The organism is Croceitalea dokdonensis DOKDO 023, assembly GCF_001306415.1.
GTDB lineage: Bacteria > Bacteroidota > Bacteroidia > Flavobacteriales > Flavobacteriaceae > Croceitalea > Croceitalea dokdonensis.
This window is the reverse complement of the sequence record NZ_LDJX01000006.1, coordinates 13,052-31,629: the sequence shown is the minus strand read 5'-3', so window position 1 is coordinate 31,629 and position 18,578 is coordinate 13,052. Positions and strand designations below refer to the sequence as shown.

Annotated in this window: 13 protein-coding genes; 4 read left to right on the top strand and 9 right to left on the bottom strand. The window is 38.5% G+C overall.

Features of this window, described 5'->3' with window-relative positions; all coding sequences use genetic code 11:
• Nucleotides 1–42 precede the first annotated feature (42 nt).
• The 8 genes from I595_RS12805 to I595_RS12770 form a co-directional block, all read right to left on the bottom strand.
• Complete coding sequence (locus I595_RS12805; protein ID WP_054559839.1) at nt 43–2,430, bottom strand: ABC transporter permease; 2,388 nt, start codon at nt 2,428–2,430, stop codon at nt 43–45.
• An 18-nt stretch (nt 2,431–2,448) separates the two neighbouring features.
• Nucleotides 2,449–4,881 carry an ABC transporter permease gene (locus I595_RS12800; RefSeq protein ID WP_054559838.1) on the bottom strand — a complete coding sequence of 811 codons (2,433 nt, stop codon included), beginning with the start codon at nt 4,879–4,881 and terminating at the stop codon, nt 2,449–2,451.
• Between the two features lie 31 nt (nt 4,882–4,912).
• Nucleotides 4,913–7,291 carry an ABC transporter permease gene (locus tag I595_RS12795; protein ID WP_054559837.1) on the bottom strand — a complete coding sequence of 793 codons (2,379 nt, stop codon included), beginning with the start codon at nt 7,289–7,291 and terminating at the stop codon, nt 4,913–4,915.
• A gap of 314 nt (nt 7,292–7,605) precedes the next feature.
• On the bottom strand, nt 7,606–10,005 hold the full coding sequence (locus I595_RS12790; RefSeq protein WP_054559836.1) for an ABC transporter permease: 2,400 nt from the start codon (nt 10,003–10,005) through the stop codon (nt 7,606–7,608).
• 40 nt (nt 10,006–10,045) lie between these two features.
• A complete protein-coding gene (locus I595_RS12785; RefSeq protein ID WP_054559835.1) occupies nt 10,046–10,831 on the bottom strand; it encodes a GIN domain-containing protein in 786 nt (261 codons plus the stop codon).
• Nucleotides 10,832–10,889: 58 nt separating this feature from the next.
• Nucleotides 10,890–11,585 carry an ABC transporter ATP-binding protein gene (locus I595_RS12780; protein ID WP_054559834.1) on the bottom strand — a complete coding sequence of 232 codons (696 nt, stop codon included), beginning with the start codon at nt 11,583–11,585 and terminating at the stop codon, nt 10,890–10,892.
• Between the two features lie 58 nt (nt 11,586–11,643).
• Nucleotides 11,644–12,894: an efflux RND transporter periplasmic adaptor subunit gene (locus I595_RS12775; RefSeq protein ID WP_054559833.1), complete on the bottom strand. Its 1,251-nt coding sequence runs from the start codon at nt 12,892–12,894 to the stop codon at nt 11,644–11,646.
• 8 nt (nt 12,895–12,902) lie between these two features.
• On the bottom strand, nt 12,903–14,246 hold the full coding sequence (locus I595_RS12770) for a TolC family protein (protein WP_054559832.1): 1,344 nt from the start codon (nt 14,244–14,246) through the stop codon (nt 12,903–12,905).
• A 307-nt stretch (nt 14,247–14,553) separates the two neighbouring features.
• Here I595_RS12770 and I595_RS12765 point away from each other — a divergent pair, with 307 nt between their 5' ends.
• From I595_RS12765 to I595_RS12750, 4 genes are all read left to right on the top strand, one after another.
• Nucleotides 14,554–15,918 carry a sigma-54-dependent transcriptional regulator gene (locus I595_RS12765; protein WP_054559831.1) on the top strand — a complete coding sequence of 455 codons (1,365 nt, stop codon included), beginning with the start codon at nt 14,554–14,556 and terminating at the stop codon, nt 15,916–15,918.
• On the top strand, nt 15,918–17,261 hold the full coding sequence (locus I595_RS12760; protein WP_054559830.1) for a sensor histidine kinase: 1,344 nt from the start codon (nt 15,918–15,920) through the stop codon (nt 17,259–17,261). Before I595_RS12765 ends, I595_RS12760 begins: the two co-directional genes overlap by 1 nt.
• Before the next feature lie 7 nt (nt 17,262–17,268).
• The gene (locus I595_RS12755; RefSeq protein WP_054559829.1) at nt 17,269–17,712 is read left to right on the top strand and encodes a 3-oxoacyl-ACP synthase; all 444 of its coding nucleotides are present in this window, start codon (nt 17,269–17,271) and stop codon (nt 17,710–17,712) included.
• Between the two features lie 87 nt (nt 17,713–17,799).
• Nucleotides 17,800–18,171: a SnoaL-like domain-containing protein gene (locus tag I595_RS12750; protein WP_054559828.1), complete on the top strand. Its 372-nt coding sequence runs from the start codon at nt 17,800–17,802 to the stop codon at nt 18,169–18,171.
• Here I595_RS12750 and arfB read toward each other — a convergent pair.
• On the bottom strand, nt 18,168–18,572 hold the full coding sequence (gene arfB, locus I595_RS12745) for an alternative ribosome rescue aminoacyl-tRNA hydrolase ArfB (RefSeq protein ID WP_054559827.1): 405 nt from the start codon (nt 18,570–18,572) through the stop codon (nt 18,168–18,170). The genes I595_RS12750 and arfB overlap by 4 nt on opposite strands.
• Between the last annotated feature and the right edge of the window lie 6 nt (nt 18,573–18,578).

Genomic DNA, 18,578 nt, shown 5'->3' with positions numbered 1-18,578 from the left:
GATTATGTATAATTTGTTGACACCGTTTTCAAAGGCGGAAGATTACTGTACGCGAAGACTTTTAACGGGATTTTGGTTAGCCGCTTTGTAGCTTTGCCAGCTTACGGTAAGCAATGTTATTAGCACCACTGCGCCACCGGAAAAAAGGAATAGCCATGGGTTCAAAGAAATTTTATAGGCGAAGCCTTGCAGCCAAGAGGTAACGGCAAAATAAGACAGCGGCATTGCCAGTATAAAGGATACCAACAACCATTTTACAAAATCACGGTTAAGAAGGGCCAAGATTTCAGATTTGCTAGCGCCATTAACTTTTCGTATTCCTATTTCCTTATACCTGCTTTGAGCCACCATCAATGCAAGACCCAAAACACCCATGGTACACACAAAAATGGATATTAGCGCGAACAAGAGAATCAATCTTTTTTGAAGAATTTCAGTTTTGTAAACGTTTTGGTAAATGGCATCTACGGCTACATAATCCAAGGGGTACGCTGGAAACATACTGTCCCAAATCGTTTCAATTTTTTGGGTAACTTCTTTTTTAGAAGTGGCGTTATATGAAATTACAACGCTATTCAACCAACTGTCTGCGCGCTTAAAAAGCACCAAAGGCTCCACCTTATTTTGTAGGCCTGAGAGATGAAAATCTTTTACCACCCCGATGATTTTTCCTTTGGGCAGTGTTACCTCAGGCACTGGTGATATAATACCGAAACCCTTATCAACAATAGCATCGGCATCTTGAAATCCTAAATGTTTTAGGGCACTTTCGTTGATAAGGTATTCGCCATTGCCGTCTTCATCGGTAGCCTCTTCAGAGAAGTTTTTCCCACTTAAAAATTGGAGTCCGAACACATCAGCGAAAGAATAGTCTGCGGCAAATACGCCTATCAGGTTTGAACCGGGTTCAGGCTCAGGAACACCCTCTATGTTATATGCGAACATATCATGGGTCTCGCTACCGGGTCTATCCATCATTGCAGATACCGAGGTGATATCAGCCTGTTTTAAAAGTTTATTTTTAAAAAGAGTGAAGTCTTTCTGTACTTCGGAATGTACCGACGGCAAACAAATGATATTTTCTTGCGCTCCCAAGCCTTTATCTAAGGCAAAACTGGTTTGTTTTGAAATTACGACCACTCCTATTAATAAAACTGTGGCTAGCGTAAATTGAGTTACCAAAAGTATGTTATGACCTTTAACCTTACCTGCTTTTTGCAAGGTTTGGTTTAGGCTCAAATGCTCAAAACGGTTTTTGATAATAGGTTGTAATCCTGCCATGAGCATTAAAAGTGCCGTTGCAAAAATCGTTAGCACTGCAAACCACCCGTTGCCCTGAAGCAAATTCAACTGATAGTTCTCCAAGATTAGCGCATTGAACTGAAACATTCCTAAAACAACCAGCCCTATAGCCAAAAGGATGATGATTCCACTTTCAATACTAAAGTATTTCACCATAATGCGTCTCTCAGCACCAAGAATTTGATTGAGTGCCAAAAAGGTGGACAGGTAACCCGCCATACCTAAATTTAGACTGGCAAAATTACTGATGGCTATTAAAATGAGTATGACGCCAGCCAATACCAACACCCAAATATTGGACATGGAACCATTTGGTTCTATTTCACGAAACAAGTCCGATTTTAAATGAATGTCTTTGATATTCATTAAATGTGCAGTTACATTGACCTTTTCTTCAGCACCATCAAGAGTGAATAGTTCTGAGAGAGCGGCTGAAAATTTAGCGGCCAAGGCTGCTGTATTTGCATTTTCATCCAATAACAGATATTGATAGGCCCAACCTCTAATTTTGTCCTTGCCGGGCATAAACAAAATATCAGGATGTATATGACTTTGTTGCACAGGATTCTCCATAATTCCGGTAACCTCAAAATCAGTCCGATTTTCGTTAAAATGTCCTTTTGGTAGTGAAATGATTTGACCGATTGGATTTTCATTTTTAAAAACCTTATTGGCAAGTGTTTTAGAAACCACAACCGATTCTGGGTTCTGAAATACCGTATTGGTATTTCCTTTCAACAATTTGATATCAAACAAATCAAAAAAGGTCTCATCGACCACAAAACCTTGACTAATGCCATAAAATTGCTCTTGATATTGGACTAAGTTTCCTCGCACAGGCGCCAATCTAAGAAACCCTTTGACTTCAGGTAGTGGGTCGGTTAAAAAAGGTAATTCTTCAGAAGCATAGAAACGAGCAAAATGATTATCCTCGAATACATTGGGTGTGGTTACCGTTAACCGAAAAATTTGGTCAGCCCTTGTATGGTGCTGGTCATAACCTAGTTCGTTTTTTATAAAAAGGGCGATAAATAGAATTCCACAAAGCCCAAGTGCTAGCCCAACAATTTTAATCCCGTTTAGTATAGGTCTTTTCTTTAAGTTTCTATAGGCATATTTTATAAGCATATACTAAAATTAGAGCTTTTATTCAGAGCGCAAACTTTTCACAGGGTTCACAATAGCAGCCTTTATGCTTTGGTAGCTAACTGTAATAATCGCTATTGCAATGGCGAATGCTCCTGCCAATACCAAAACCCACCAGCCAATTTCTATGCGATAAGAAAAGTCTTCAAGCCATTTGTTCATGGCGTACCATCCTAAAGGCAATGAAATGAAAATAGCTATCCCCACCAATTTTAAAAAATCTAAAGTAAGGCGATATGAAATCTGACCCACACTAGCCCCCAGTACCTTTCTAACACCGATTTCCTTGGTACGCTTTTCGGCATTAAATGCAGCAAGACCAAATAATCCCAAACAGGCAATGAAAATTGAGAGAATAGTAAAAACCATAAAAATACGGCCTAGGCGTTGTTCGGCTTGATACGTGGTATTAAAAGAATCTTCCATAAAACTATAGACCAAAGGTTGTTCTGGGACACTTTTTTGCCAAATATTTTCAATGGATGTTATTGTGCTTGAAATGTTTGCCGTATTAATTTTTAGAGCCATATTCCCTGTTGAATTGCCTAACCTGAAACTTAAAGCACCAATATTTTCACGCAGTGTTTTGAAGTGAAAATTTTCTACAACACCTATAACCGTATAAAAAGTTCCGTCTTCGTCACCGAGATCACTTGAAACTCTTACCCCTAATGCTTCCTCAGGACTCATCCCAAAAAGAGTAGCAGCAGTTTCATTAATTATAATTGCTGTAGAATCGTTAACACGTTCTTTTTTGAAGCCTCTTCCTGCTTTTAGCTTAATATCTAGGGTTTTTAAATAATCATGATCAACCAGCCATCGTTGCATATTAACAGCGTCTTCTTGGTCTGAAAAACCTTCCTTAAAAAAGGTATAGTCCGATCTGGAAGAGGGAGTTGGCAGAAAACTGCTAATAGTTGCGCTTTCAACTTGTGCCAAACTTTCCATTTGCCGTTTAATGGACTGGCTTTTTTCTCCGGCACCATAAAAATCTTCAATTAATAAAATTTGTTCTTTTGAAAACCCAAGTTCTTTACTCTGTATGTAATCTAGCTGCTTGAAAACAACAAGTGTTCCGACGATTAAAAAAACCGAAATGGCAAACTGAAATACAACCAAAGAGTTTCTAATATTACCACCACCTACACTTGATTTTCCTAAGCCTTTTAGCACTTTTACAGGAATGAATCTAGACATGAAGAAAGCAGGATACCAGCCAGCGAACAAACTTAAGGCCAATGTGGCCAGTAAAAGCACAATCCAAAAAACAAAATTTGTAAATGGGATTTGGATCGCCGTACCTGCCAAATCGTTAAAAAAGGGCATAGCTATTAACGCAATTGTAAAAGCCACTAAAAGTGATAAAAAAGAGATGAGTCCTGATTCTGTAAGGAACTGCCTTACCAAGCCCGATTTATTAGACCCCAAGGTTTTTCGGATACCTACCTCTTTCGCCCTCTTAAGCGAATACGCTGTGGAAAGGTTCATGAAATTAACACTGGCGAGAAGTATTAAGAATAATCCTATAAAAAACAGGATATAAATATTTTGGATAGATCCGTTAGAACTCAGCTCCACGCGAGCCTCAGAGTACAAGTGAATATCAGTAAGTGGGATGGAATAATACTTTACATAGTTTCCGGTCGCTGTGAATCCCTCTTCCGTTATTCCTGGATAAATTTGTTGTACCCATGGTATTAAATAGTCACCGACAATACTTTGAAGGGGAGCTTGAAAATCTTCAATTTGAACGCTAGGGATTAGTTTAATAAAAGTAAAGTAATTATGACTACCCCATTCATTTTGTTGTGCATCTTCATACCCCGACATGGCCATAAAAACACTATGATTTCTTAATAAGGAATTTTTTGGCAAATCATCTATGACACCTGTAACAGTGTAGGTATCGTTGTTGTCGAGCAGAACTTTTTGACCAACGGCATTGTTAACGCCAAAGTGCTTTAAGGCAGCAGTTTTAGTCAGTATTAAAGTATTGGGCTCTTTTAAAGCAGTTTCGGTATCACCTACCAAGAGGTCTAGACCGAACATTTTAAAGATATTGTCGTCTGCAAAAGCAGTATGGAGTTCTTTGGTATTTTCTTTGGCGTCACTTTTTCTGATAAGAACGCCTCCTAGATTTCTGATTCTGGTCGCCATCTCAACTTGAGAGAAATCGTTTTCTAAAACTGCCGCCATAGGTGCTGCAGTTTCTGCAGATTTGGCTGCATCGCCCCCAAATTTGACATCTGCATTTATCCTATGTATCCTATCAGCGTCGGCGAACATCTTGTCATGACTCAATTCATTACGGATGTATAAAGTAATCAGTATAACCCCAGCCATACCGATTGCCAATCCAAAAATATTTAAGAAAGTAAAAAAGGGCTGTCTTTTAAGACTTCGCCAAGCTATTTTGATATGATTTTTAAACATGATGATTTCGTTTTTTGATTGATGTAAAAAGTTACTCTGTTCTTAGGCTTTTTACGGGATTAGCCACTGCAGCTTTTATGGCCTGAAAGCTTACCGTAAATAATGCAATACTTATCGCAACCGCCCCAGCTATTGCAAAGACCCATAAATCAATGGTGACCTTATAGGCAAAACTTTCCAACCATTTACTCATAAACCACCACGCTAAAGGAATCGCAATAAAAAGGGCAATCAGCACTAGACGCATAAAATCTTTTGATAGTAACCGAACAATACCGGAAACACTAGACCCCAACACCTTTCTTACCCCAATTTCCTTTTTTCGTTGCTCTGCCGTGTATGCTGCCAGACCGAAGAGACCCAAACATGAAATAATAATGGCTAGAATAGCGAATATCTTGGCCAGATCCCCAACCAATTCTTCGTTTCTGAACCTAGAATTAAAGAGGTCGTTTTCAAAACGATATTCAAATGGAAATGCAGGGTTATATTTTTTAAGTACGTTTTGTACCACGGCCAAGGCATCAGCTGATGACACATTTGCTTTTAGGTTCACATACATCGTATTCGCATTATCCGAATAACTATAAAAAATGACTGGTCCTGTATTGTTATTACCATATACATCCCCATAGACATAATCGTTTACTACACCTATTACATTATAGTTGATATCCTCCTCTGTAATAGTTTTTCCGATAGCACTATCTTCTCCCATCAATTTCGCAAAAGATTGGGTTATTATAACATTTGTGCTGTCTATTGTAACGTCATTGTTGAAGCTACGACCTTCAAGTAAATTTAATCCTACGGTACTAAAAAAGTTTGGACTTACAAACCTATATCTTATCAAAACATTCTCGGTATTCTGATCCCCTTGCCATCGATATCCTTGCCCATTAAAACCACCTGTGAGCATGTTTGCATTGGTCAGCGCCACGTTCTGTATTAGACCTGATGCTATCATTTCCTCTTTAATAGGTTGAAATTTCTCAATCATATTACCGCTTACGGGTAGATTTAGTAATGTTCCTTTGCTATAACCTACATCCCGAGTGCTTACATGTTGTATCTGTTGATAGATGATCGTACTGCAAATAATAAAAACTATGGAAACGGCAAACTGGGCAACCACAAGACCTTTTCTAATAATCGTTGCGCTGCCTTGATTTTTATCGCCCCCCTTAAGCACGTGGGCAGGCCTAAAGGAGGAAAGATATAGCGCAGGATACCAGCCCGCCAAGAGACCACAAATTAACGTAATACCTAAAAGTGAAAGTATATGAATAGGTTCAGATAGTCTCAGTTCAATCTGTTTTTCTACCAAAGTGTTGAAGGACGGGAGTAATAACACTACAAGAACGACACTTAACATCGCCGACATAGCGGATAAAATCATAGACTCCGTTAAAAACTGACCTACTAATCTTTTTTTGCTTGAACCCAATACTTTTCTAACCCCAACTTCATTGGCCCGCTTACCACTTCGAGCGGTTGAGAGGTTCATAAAATTGATACAGGCAATCAATAGAATGATTAAAGCTATGAAGGCCAGTGACCTTACTAAAGTAATCTTGCCACCAACAATTTTACCTTCTTTAAACTCTGATCGTAGATGCCAATCCTTAATGGAATGTAAGAACGCCTCATTTGGAACTTCGGTATCATATTCTATTTTGGAAGCTATCATTTTCCTGACCTTGCTATCTACTGTTTTAAAGTCGGTATTTGGAGTAAGTTCTACGAAGGTATCAGCAAAATTTCCACCATATTGTTGGGCCCAAGCCATATTGTCTTGTCCCAATTGGAAACGCTGAAAGGGAATAAGCCAATCAAATTTATAAGTGACGGTACTTGGCAAATCTTTTATGATACCCCTAACGGTAAAGGAAAACTCACTATTCAACTGTAGTACTTTATTCAAGACGTTTTTATCGGTGCCAAAAAGCGCTATTGCGGTTTTCTTTGTCAACACAATTCCGTCAGGGGTTGAAAGCGCTTTGTCCTTTTCTCCTTCCAAAAATTCTAAATTGAACATATCGAGAAAATCAGGTTGCACGTACCTTCCAAATCTATTGATTACCGTTTCCCCGTTGGTGAGCAACATCTCCTCGCCAAAGGTTGCGGCAGATTTTGCAATTCCGGGCACTTCTTCTTTTAAATCTTTGGCAAGGGGTCCAGGGGTAACATTATAAGTATAAACTTCCCCTTCAAAAGTTTGGTTTGTGGGAACATAATATAGTAAGTCTTGTTTTGGAAAAACACTATCGTAATTCACCTCATCTTCAACCCAAAGCAATATGAGACAGGCACAGGTAATTCCTATGGCCAATCCAAAAATGTTCAAAACGCTAAATCCTTTGTTTTTCCAAAGGCTTCTCCAAGCGATTTTTAAATAATTTTTTAACATGACAGTTCGTTTTTTGATTGATACCAATTAAGAGCCTATAATCATGCCAGTATCATAAAATACTGACAATAAGAACTTTACCATAAAACCACAATACTAACCTGTCAAATACTTAGACAGACCATGTATAATTTATTTACACATAATAGCGGTTGCTTTTTTCAGCACCTCCCTTTACTAAAGGGAGGTGTTAGTTTGCTGACGGGGGGATTCCACAGTAAACTTGGTTAAGTGTTGTTCTAAAGTAGTATGTTTAATCCCTCCGTCACTTTTGCTTCGCTTAGTGCCACCTCCCTTAAAACAAGGGAGGAGTTTTATTCCGTCCGCAAACTCTTAACAGGGTTTTGTTTTGCTGCTCTAATAGCTTGAAAACTTACTGTCAAAACCGTTACGCCCATAGCACCTAACATGGCCAAAGCGAAAATCCACCATTTTAAGATGACCCGATACGGGTATTCTTGCAGCCAACCGTTCATCACATAGTAAGCAATTGGCACCGCTATAAAACAAGAGATGACCACCAATTTTAAAAAGTCTTTAGAAAGCATGTTCCATACATTGAACACAGAGGCACCCAACACTTTACGAACACCGATTTCTTTGGTCCGCTGCTCGGCAACGAAGGAGGTCAACCCAAATAGACCAAGACAACTTATCAAAATGGCGAGTGCGGTGAATATGCCAGACAACGTGCCGATACGTTGCTCAGCGGCGAACTTGGCGGCATATTCCTCATCTACAAAATCATACTCAAATGGTATGGCGGGGAAATTCTCTTTAAAAACCCGCTCAATAATGGCAAGGTTTTGGTTAACACTTTGGTTAGGATTCAATCGTAAGTTGTAGTAACTAAAATTGTTATGCCTATCATAAACGTACATTCCTTGCTTAACCGGCTCATAGGGCGATTGTGCAATCATATCTTCAACGACACCAATTATTTTTAAAGGGGGATTAGGGTCTTCTACATCGCTATCTTTTAAAAGCATTCCAATAGGGTTTTCAAATCCGAAATATTTTACGGCGGTTTGATTGATCAAGACGCCAAGGGAATCCGTTGCCATGTCACGTGAGAAATCACGTCCCTGTACAATTTTTAAACCTATTGTTTTGGCATACTCTGATGAAACCTCGGTCCATGCAAGATCTTCTTGAAACCCTTCGGGCTTGCCTTCCCAAGTAAAACCACTTCTATTGGACCAAATTCTAGTGGTTGGACTGCTTGAGGTAGCCATTTCTACTACAGCACCAGATTTGATAAATTGTTCACGCATCAAATCAGATTTACCTGTAAAATCTTGACTAAAAGTGGGTATTTGTATCAAACCCTCTCGATCATAGCCTATAGGTCTATTTTTGGCATGATTGATCTGCTGCATAACGATTACGGTACCTATAATAAAGGCCACTGAAACCGTGAATTGAAGTACTACCAAAATCTTTCGGGGCAGCCCTGCATATTTACCGGTTTTGAAAGTTCCTTTTAAGACATCTACAGGTCTAAAAGATGAAAGGTAAAGTGCAGGATAACTACCTGCTAAAAGTGCCGTAAATAATATAAACCCTACTGAAATCAGCCAAAAGCCACCACTGCCCCAAGGAAATTCTATTTCCTTTCTAGCGAGTTCATTGAAGCCATTTAAACAAAGCAATACGATAATAAGTGCCATCAAATACGCAAATAGTACCACTAAAAAAGACTCACTTAAAAATTGATAGATTAGCTGTCCTTTTTGTGAACCGATGGATTTTCTTATTCCTACTTCTTTTGCCCGTTTTTCAGAACGTGCTGTGCTGAGGTTCATAAAATTGATGCAAGCCAGCAAGAGCACAAAAGCACCTATGATTCCGAATAACCAGACGTATTTGATTCGCCCGCCAGTTTGCACCCCATTTTCAAAATTGCTGCGCAGGTACCAATCTTCCATTGGAAATAGAAAAATACGTGGGTTGTATTGCACCACGTCTTCATCGGCATTCTTTTTGACATCAATAATGGCATTGGTAATACTTTCCATAGAGGTGTTCTCAGCAATTTCAACAAACATTTGAAACGAATTGTTTTGCCAATTGTCCTTAGAGTTTTGCATCCACTCTTGGGTATTGTAATAATGGTCCCATGGCATGATAAAATCGGTTTCACTGAATGAAGAATTATAGGGCAAGTCTTCATATACCGCAGTGACCATCATATCATGTTCGTTGCTGATGCGAACCGTTTTGCCTATAGGGTCTACGTTTCCAAAGAAGGCGTCCGCTGTAGATTTTGAAAGCATGATGGAGTTCATTTCGCGCAAGCCGTCTTCATCACCTTTTAAAACGTTCAAGCCCAATAATTGTGGCGCTTTACGTTGCATATAATTCCCAGGTCGTGAAAGATTAATTTCTCCATATTTTATATAAGAATCATTGGTCCAAGATGACATCACCAAATACTTAAAACTATCACCATAACCGTCCCGTAACGCTGGCTCAAGTGGCAAGGGTATCGCAGGACCAGTACCGGTTCTATTATTGAATGTCTGTGACTGGAATATTTGCGCAAACCTGTCTTTGTTTTTGAAATTATCATTATGGGTCAGCTCATCTTGCATCCAAAGACCGATAATCAGCGTTACAGCCATACCCAAGGCCAAACCTCCAATATTAATGATAGAATATCCTTTGTTTTTTAAAAGGTTTCTCCATGCGATTTTGAAATAGTTTTTGAACATGATTTCGTTTTAGATTGATTTGATTGTTTTTGAAAATGGCTTAGTCAATTTGTTGGATTTTCGCCTCTCCAATTACCATACCCCTACTTATATCAGGAGAACCTTTGTAAGCTATGGTTGCTTCACCAAAAGCAGTAACTTTTAGTTTGTCTTCAACGGCTATCCGATAACTTCCCTCGCCAAAAACAGTAATTTTTGTAGTACGGGTTTCTACCCCCAAGGTATTTATGGTAGTTTCACCATAGGCGGTGATTTTTTGTTTGGTGATTTGACCTTTTTTAAGTTCTAAATAGCTTTCTCCATAGATCGTGGTCTTCAAATTATCAAAGTCAACCTCATCAAAATACACTTGGGATTCTCCAAACATTTTCAAGGTAAAGTCTTCGGCCGTCAATCTATCTTCAATGGTGAATTTCTCTTCACCCCTTAAAGAGAGTTCTTTCAGTTGGGTGTAGGTAACTGTTGCCGTGACTACTGTTCCTTTATAGATAGGGTTATTATACTCATATTGATCTCCTTTTACTTTTTCAGTATCGGTATAGGTTTTTGCGCCCTCTAAATAAAGTCGAAGGGTGTTCCCAACAACTTCAATGGTCAATTTATCCAATGGTTCAGTGCTAGTATGAATACTTACGGATTCTGATGCTCCCGCCACAAAAGTTACTGCGATATGAGGACTTACAATGACCTTGTCATAGTTTTCCACGGGAATCGTTTTTAACTGTCCGAAAGCGTTTATTGAACATAGTGCAAAAACCGTGATGAAGAGCTTTGCACTAAATAGGTTGAAATTTCGACTACGCTCAGTACGGGTTGATGATTTCATGATGTATTGTTTTTTGATTGACCCTTCGACGCTGCTCAGGGCAAGTGAATAAACTCTTTTAAACTGTCGCTCCTATTGCTCTATTTTGACTTTCCGTGGCTATTTGACCATCAAATAAATTAACTACTCTATGCGCGTAATGCGAATCTCTATCGGAGTGTGTTACCATAACAATAGTAGTGCCTTCTTGGTTGAGCTCTGTTAAAAGGTTCATGACTTCGATACCGTTTTTAGAATCCAGATTACCCGTAGGCTCATCCGCAAGAATCAATTTCGGATTTGTGACTACTGCTCTTGAAATGGCCACACGTTGTTGTTGACCTCCTGATAGTTGTTGTGGAAAGTGTTTTTCTCGATGGGCGATTTTCATACGTTCTAAGACTTGCATCACTTTTTCTTTACGTTCTGCTTTACCCATTTTTAGGTAAATCAAAGGCAGCTCTACATTTTCATAAACAGTAAGCTCATCAATAAGGTTAAAGCTTTGGAATACAAAGCCCAGATTTCCTTTACGCAGCTGCGTTCTTTGGCTTTCTTTTAAACCTGCAACTTCATGGCCTGCAAAATTATAGCTGCCCTCAGTCGGATTATCGAGCATTCCGATAATATTCAACAATGTGGATTTTCCACAGCCCGATGGCCCCATGATGGCGACAAATTCCCCATTTTCAACATGAAGGTTTACATTGTTCAACGCCAAGGTTTCCACCTCCTCGGTTCTAAAGCTTTTTCTTAAATCTTTGATTGTGATCATTTCGTAATTGTTATTTCTAATAGTTAAAGACATCTAGATATCTCTATGTGTTACAGTTTTATTTTAATACAATTCTTTCGGCCTCGCCAAAGCTATCATAGTTGCTAGTAATAACTTGTTCTCCTTTTTCCAATCCTTCCAACACTTCATAGTATCTGGAGTTTTGTTTGCCGACGCGAATGTTTCTCTTGATAGCTTCATCTCCAGTTGGGTTCACTACGAATATCCACTGTCCGCCCGTACTTTGGAAAAATCCACCCTTAGGTAATAGTAGCGCATCACTTGAGGCACCTAATTGTAACTTGATATTGTAGCTTTGACCTGCCCTTATGGTTTCTGGTTTTTCACCCGTGAAAACCAAATCAACCTTAAACCTACCATTTCGAACTTCAGGATATACCTTTCTTAAACGTAATGGAAATTCTTTGCCATTTCTTTCAAGACTGGCCGATAGGTCTCTTTTTACCCGATCAATATAGTGTTCATCTATTTCAGCCTCAATCTTAAAATCAGTAAGCACGTTAACTTGTCCAATTCTTTGCCCTTGAGCAATATTTTGACCAATTTCAGCATCTAAAAATCCTAATTGCCCATCTGCAGGAGCTCTTACGTTTAAATGATCTAAACGCTCATAAACCATGGATAGGGTCTGTTGCATTCTATTTAAGTCGGTATCCAAACCTGAAAGTGAGGTTTTACGCAATTCATCATCTTGCTCTGTTTGTACTTTTACGATGTCATACTGTTTTTGCGCTAGCTCGTAATTCTCTTTTGAGGTCAAGTATGTTTCCTTTGAGATTAGCTCATCGGCATACAGAGCTTCATTTTGCTCAAAGTTTCTTTTTAAGCGTTGTAAATCGGTGCTTGCGGTAGCTAACGATCGTCTTCCTTCTACCTGTCTTGAATCAAAGGTCAGTTTCGTAGACCTTAAATCATTTTGCTTTAAGGCCAAGTTGCTTTCGCTGGCTAAAATCTGCTCATAAAGGTTCATGTTTTCGAGCTTTAGAATGATATCGCCTTTTTTGACCATGGTACCTTCTTCAATCAATTTTTCGGCAACCCTTCCGCCTTCATAAGCGTCCATGTAAATAGTGGCTATTGGTGCAACATTACCGTTAATAGTAATATAATCATCAAACTTTCCTGCAGAAACTTGGGCAATGGAAAGACGGTCTTTTTCAGTTCTAAAGGTAGATACTGATGAGCCAAACAGTAATTTCCAACCAACAAATAATAAAAGTAGGCCCAAGGCGATATAGCCGTAATGTTTTGGCCGCAATCCTTTTTTCTTTTCGAGTTGTATATCCATTTTTGTATTTAATTAATATTGAAAACAGGTAAGTTATTATAAAAATCCAGGGTACTTCTATTTACTTTCAAACGAAGCCTTACCTGCAGATTTTCATTTTGAGCGGTTGCAAAAAGTGTTTTTGCCCTACCTAATTCTATAGCGTTTATTAATCCTTTTTCATATCGTTTTTGGGCAATTTGAAATGCCAGTTCTTGCGACTTGCTCCTTTTTTCAGTCTGGAGCACCTCTGTAGTTAAGGCATTGTATTCTTGTACGAGTTGCTGTATGAGCTGATACAGTTCTTGTTCTTGAATTTCAAAGTTGTTTTTGGCTCTGGCCAATGCTATTTTTTGTTGTTTTACCCTTGAACGACCAGACCAGGCATTACTTATTGGAACGTTGAGGGACATCCCAATAAATTGATTTGTATTATCCCTGAACTGCGTTCTAAACGGAATGGTAACCCCCAAGGAATCGGTAATAGTTTCAAAATATCCAGTACCATAACCGCCTTGAATGGCCAGTCTTGGCGCAAGGTTTCCTCGCGCGACCGCAACCTGTTTTTTAGCGGCTTTGACCCGAAGTTCTTGCGCTTTTATCAATGGGATAAATTCCATTGCCGTGTTGAAAACATCGTCTGAAGTTATAGATTTGTCCTCCTCTTTTTCTTCCGATTTGTCCATGTCAGGGCGAATTGAAATATCAGTTTCGCCTTCTAAGTTCATGGCCTGTGTAAGGGCCAATTTTGCCGCAATAAGCCTATTTCTGTTTTGGGTCAAAAGTAACTCATCGGCCAACAGTAAAGATTCTGCCTCATATAAATCTGCCCCTGCCATTAAACCAACCTCAATCTGTTTTTTGACCAGTTCAAAATTTGTACGTGAAATTTCAACCTGCTCCTCTGAAATTGTTATCAACCCTTCAATAAATTGAATATCGTAAAAGGCTCTCATGACTCGAAAAGCCAAGAGGTATTTCTGCTGAACACTTTCTTCTTTTGCGGCCTTGTACAGAAATTTTGAGGCTTTTATACTGTTTATTTTTTGAAAACCTTGAAATATATCAAAAGATGCACTGAGCGAATAGTTGTTAGAAAATAAATCGGTCACCACAATGCTATTATCATTAGGGTCAACCTGTCTACCAAAACTAATTCCGTAATCCGCAAAACCATTCACGTTGGGCAGTAGGTTCCTTATGGATTGTCTGTAGCTTTCTTTACTGGACAGTTCCGTAAATTCAAAATCGTTCAATTGAAGATTATTCTCAATCGCATAATCCACACACTCCTCTAAAGTCCACACCTGTTGTGCCGACATGGTCAAACAACTTGATACCGATAGAATAAAAAAGATTTTCTGTAAGCTCATATAAAACTACTATGCCACAATGTAAGCTATTCTCATGCCATAAAAATAAAACGCTGAATATCAGTAAATTAAAATCAAAAGATAAAATCAAGTATTTTTGAAGTGTAAAATATTTATACAAAAAGTGTAAAATAATTTTACATCGTAATGAATTGCGAACAATCAATTTATAATTTTAAAAATTTGCGTGTTAGTCTTGAAGTGCCTTGTTTAAAGGTAACGTTGACACCTAGATTTCTTAAAAGTAGACGCTTTATAAAAACGGTATATATTTTGTTTCCGAACAGATAGGTTAAAAACAGGAATTATGACCAACGCAAAGATTCTGGTAATAGACGATAATAAAAGTGTTTTGAGCGCTTTAGAGATTTTACTACAGTTTGAATATAAAAGTGTCCAGACCTTATTTAATCCAAATCAGATTTCATCTTTTCCGAACATAAAGGATATTGACATTGTATTGTTGGACATGAATTTTTCGGCAGGGGTAAATACGGGTAATGAAGGGTTGTTCTGGTTGAATGAAATCAAGAAGAAATCGCCTAACACCTCGGTGATTATGATGACCGCTTACGGCGCTGTTGATTTAGCCGTAAAAGCCTTAAAGCAAGGCGCCTCAGATTTTATTTTAAAGCCATGGAACAATGAGCGGTTGTTGGCAACGGTTAAGTCTGCTTTTGAACTTCGTAGGTCCAAACAAGAAATCAATCAACTGAAAAAGAAAGAGAGCAGTCTAAAACAAGTCATTAATGAAGATAAGAACAACATTATTGGTAATTCAAAAGCTTTGATCAATGTTTTGAATTTGGTAAAGAAAGTCGCAAAGACTGACGTAAACGTTTTAATTACGGGTGAGAATGGAACGGGCAAAGAATTGATAGCAAGAGAAGTGCATCGGCTTTCTATTAGAAAAGATGAGGTTTTTATCAATGTGGATATGGGTTCTATTTCGGATAGTTTATTTGAGAGCGAACTATTTGGTCACGTAAAAGGCTCTTTTACCGATGCAAAAGAAGATAGGGCAGGTAAGTTTGAGGCAGCAAACAAAGGAAGTCTATTTTTAGATGAGATGGGCAACCTATCCTTGCAAATGCAGGCCAAATTGCTTTCCGCAATTCAAAATAAATCGGTAGTCAGGGTAGGTTCAAATAAGGCTATGAGTGTTGATATTCGGCTTATTTGCGCTACCAATTGTAATTTGGAAAAAATGGTTGATGAAGGTCTTTTTAGAGAAGATTTATTGTATCGTATCAATACCATTCATATAGAAGTACCACCATTGAGAGAGCGAGAAGAAGATATATTGGTGTTGGCAGATTTCTTCTTGAATAAGTTTGCGAGCAAATATGATAAACCAGGGTTAAAAATTAACAATTTGGCTCAAGAAAAATTGATGGAGTACCAATGGCCCGGCAATATTCGTGAACTTCAACACACCATAGAGCGTGCTGTAATTCTATCTGAAGGTGCTATTTTAAAGCCAACCGATTTTTTATTGCACGCAAAATCTTCAAATTCGTTTGAGACAGAATTGACGACCTTAAATGAAATGGAGCACCATATGATTACCAAAGCACTTGAACTGCATGATGGCAATTATAGTGCTGCGGCAGACCAGTTGGGAGTTTCAAGACAGACCCTGTACAATAAAATGAAGAAGCTCAATAAGTAATGGCAAGTAGAAATTTTTATATTCAATTGATCATCAGGGTATTGTTAATTACGGCTACGGCGGTTTTAATTGCTTTTTCAGTCGTAGAAAGATGGTATCTCATTTTGTTCGTTGCGGTTATCGCCTTAATATCCCAAGTCTATGATCTTATTCGTTTTATCAACAGTACAAACAGAAAGATTGCTTATTTCTTTGATGCTATTAAAAATGAAGATTTTACGTTACGTTTTCCTGAGCGGGTTACCATAAAATCTTTTAAGGAATTGAATCAAAGCCTGAATAGGGTCAATGGACTTATTCAGGAAGTACATTTACAATTGCAAATACGTGAGAAGTACTACCAGGAAATTTTAAAACAGGCCAATATTGGTATCATGACCTTTAATGATAAGGGGCATATTTTGTTTTCAAACCCTACGTTAGAAAGGTTATTGAACTATAAGCCTTTAAACCACATCAAACAGCTAAAGCAAATAGACCCAAATTTGTATGCCGTTTTTGAGTCTTTCCAGCCCTTTGAGCGAAAATTGTTTCAGTTGACGAATGAACGTGAGCAGACACAGTTGGCCTTAAAATCGACTCCGGTGGTTTTAGATGAGAATCCGTTACTATTGGTTGTGGTGCAAGATATCAATGAGGAACTGGATGAAAAGGAAACGGATTCTTGGATTAGACTGATTCGTGTACTGACCCATGAAATCATGAATACGATTACGCCAATCACTTCTATTTCAGAGTCTATTCTTAAGTATTATCATAAAAGCGATGGAGAAGTAGTTGAACAATTGGAAAAGAATAAGATTTCCAGTGCGGCAAGAGGGCTGGAAGTAATCAAAAACCAAGGGCATGACCTAATGGAATTTGTACAAGGATATCGAAGTTTTCTTAATGTACCCAAGCCGGATAGAACCTTGGTGCCGGTTGAAAAGCTTTTTGAAAAAGTGAAGGTTTTAATGCAGCTTGATGTTAGTGGGCGTATCAAAATCCAATGGATTCAGACGGTGAAAGAACTTGACTATTTCATTGATGAAAAACAGTTGACCCAAGTACTTATCAATTTAGTGAAAAATGCCGTTCATTCGCTGGAAAATCAAAACTCAGGATGTATTGAGGTGATTTCGGGAATTGATAAGAAGCGGCGAAAATATATCATGGTACGCGATGATGGCCCTGGAATACCGGAAGAGATGTTGGATGAAATATTTATCCCGTTTTTTACAACTAAAGAAAAGGGAACTGGAATTGGACTGAGCCTCTCCAGACAAATCATGCAGCTACATGGAGGCACTTTAAAATTATACTCCAAACCTAATGAAGAGACCACATTTACCATGACTTTTTAATCTTGCAATGAAAAAAGCACTCTATCAATTCTGCCAAGGGTACATCAACTCAAGAATCAACCGAATTCAAGGTCAAATAGCGGAAGTGATATTATCATTGACATCAGAATCCAAAAGTACGGCAGGCGATAAACATGAAACTGGTAGGGCCATGCTGCAACTAGAAAGGGAAAAATTGGGTCAACAGCTCCTAGAAGCTGAAAAAATGCAGCAGCTTTTGCATAAAGTCCCTTTAAAAAGTAACGCTGAAAAAGTGTCTTTGGGTACCCTGGTCATTACAGATAAGACGTCTTACTATATTGCTATTTCCGCCGGAAAATTTGAAGAGGAGGAGGTCATAATATTCTGTATCTCGCCGAATGCCCCTATAGCTAAAGTACTTTTGGGCAAGTCTGTAAACGAAACAGTAAATTTTAACGGAATAGCTTCTAAAATAATGGAAATCAAATAAATATGGCTGTTATTATTTAACCATTTTTAACGGACATATAAGAATCTTCTTTATTTTTAGGAATATTAATCCTTAAATAAGACAATCATGACAACACAAGAAGTCGCGGACCAGTTGGTTAAACTGTGTCGTGAAGAGAAGTACCAAGAAGCATATAATCTATACGCAGATGATGCGGTGAGCATTGAAATGGAGGGTGCGCCCGGGGAAACTGTTACTAAGGGCAAAGAGAATATTTGGAATGGCTACCTTCAATGGGCACAGGGCATAGTAGAAGTGCATGGAGGCTCAGTTGGTGACCCAATAGTTGCAGCCAATCATTTTGTAGTACCCATGTCAATGGATGCTACCTTTAAAGAAGGAGGGCGCTGGGCTTTTGACGAGCTTTGTATGTACCAAGTGGAGAACGGTAAAATCAAACAGGCACAGTACTTTTATGAGGTGCCCGAAATGGGCTAATCCAAATCAGGTTTTTGCCGATTCACTTTTTTTGATGAAGCTATCTTTTTGGACTTCAACCGCTTTTCAATTGAACTTTTAGAAGGCTTTGTAGGTTTCCTTTTTTTGGGGACGGTCAAGGCATTTTTTAGCAGCAGAAAAAAACGTTTGATGACCAAGGCTTTATTTTGGTGCTGACTTCTGGCTTCATCACATTGTAAGACTAAAACACCATCTTTGGTCATCCGATTTCCTAACTTCATTAGCAACCGTTCTTTTTGTTGCTCAGACAACACCAAGGAATTTCCCACATTAAAACTGAGTTCCACCTTTGAAGAAACCTTGTTTACATGCTGTCCTCCCGCACCACTGCTTCTAATAGCTTTGTATTTTAGTTCTTTTAAAAGGATTTCTTTGTTCAAAAATGA

Excerpts from the sequence above, each read along its gene's own strand:
- I595_RS12765 (WP_054559831.1), top strand. The coding sequence starts at position 14,554 with ATGACCAACGCAAAGATTCTGGTAATAGACGATAATAAAAGTGTTTTG.
- I595_RS12750 (WP_054559828.1), top strand. The coding sequence starts at position 17,800 with ATGACAACACAAGAAGTCGCGGACCAGTTGGTTAAACTGTGTCGTGAA.
- I595_RS12795 (WP_054559837.1), bottom strand. The coding sequence starts at position 7,291 with ATGTTAAAAAATTATTTAAAAATCGCTTGGAGAAGCCTTTGGAAAAAC.
- I595_RS12770 (WP_054559832.1), bottom strand. The coding sequence starts at position 14,246 with ATGAGCTTACAGAAAATCTTTTTTATTCTATCGGTATCAAGTTGTTTG.
- I595_RS12755 (WP_054559829.1), top strand. The coding sequence starts at position 17,269 with ATGAAAAAAGCACTCTATCAATTCTGCCAAGGGTACATCAACTCAAGA.
- I595_RS12775 (WP_054559833.1), bottom strand. The coding sequence starts at position 12,894 with ATGGATATACAACTCGAAAAGAAAAAAGGATTGCGGCCAAAACATTAC.
- I595_RS12790 (WP_054559836.1), bottom strand. The coding sequence starts at position 10,005 with ATGTTCAAAAACTATTTCAAAATCGCATGGAGAAACCTTTTAAAAAAC.
- I595_RS12800 (WP_054559838.1), bottom strand. The coding sequence starts at position 4,881 with ATGTTTAAAAATCATATCAAAATAGCTTGGCGAAGTCTTAAAAGACAG.
- I595_RS12760 (WP_054559830.1), top strand. The coding sequence starts at position 15,918 with ATGGCAAGTAGAAATTTTTATATTCAATTGATCATCAGGGTATTGTTA.
- I595_RS12805 (WP_054559839.1), bottom strand. The coding sequence starts at position 2,430 with ATGCTTATAAAATATGCCTATAGAAACTTAAAGAAAAGACCTATACTA.
- I595_RS12780 (WP_054559834.1), bottom strand. The coding sequence starts at position 11,585 with ATGATCACAATCAAAGATTTAAGAAAAAGCTTTAGAACCGAGGAGGTG.
- I595_RS12785 (WP_054559835.1), bottom strand. The coding sequence starts at position 10,831 with ATGAAATCATCAACCCGTACTGAGCGTAGTCGAAATTTCAACCTATTT.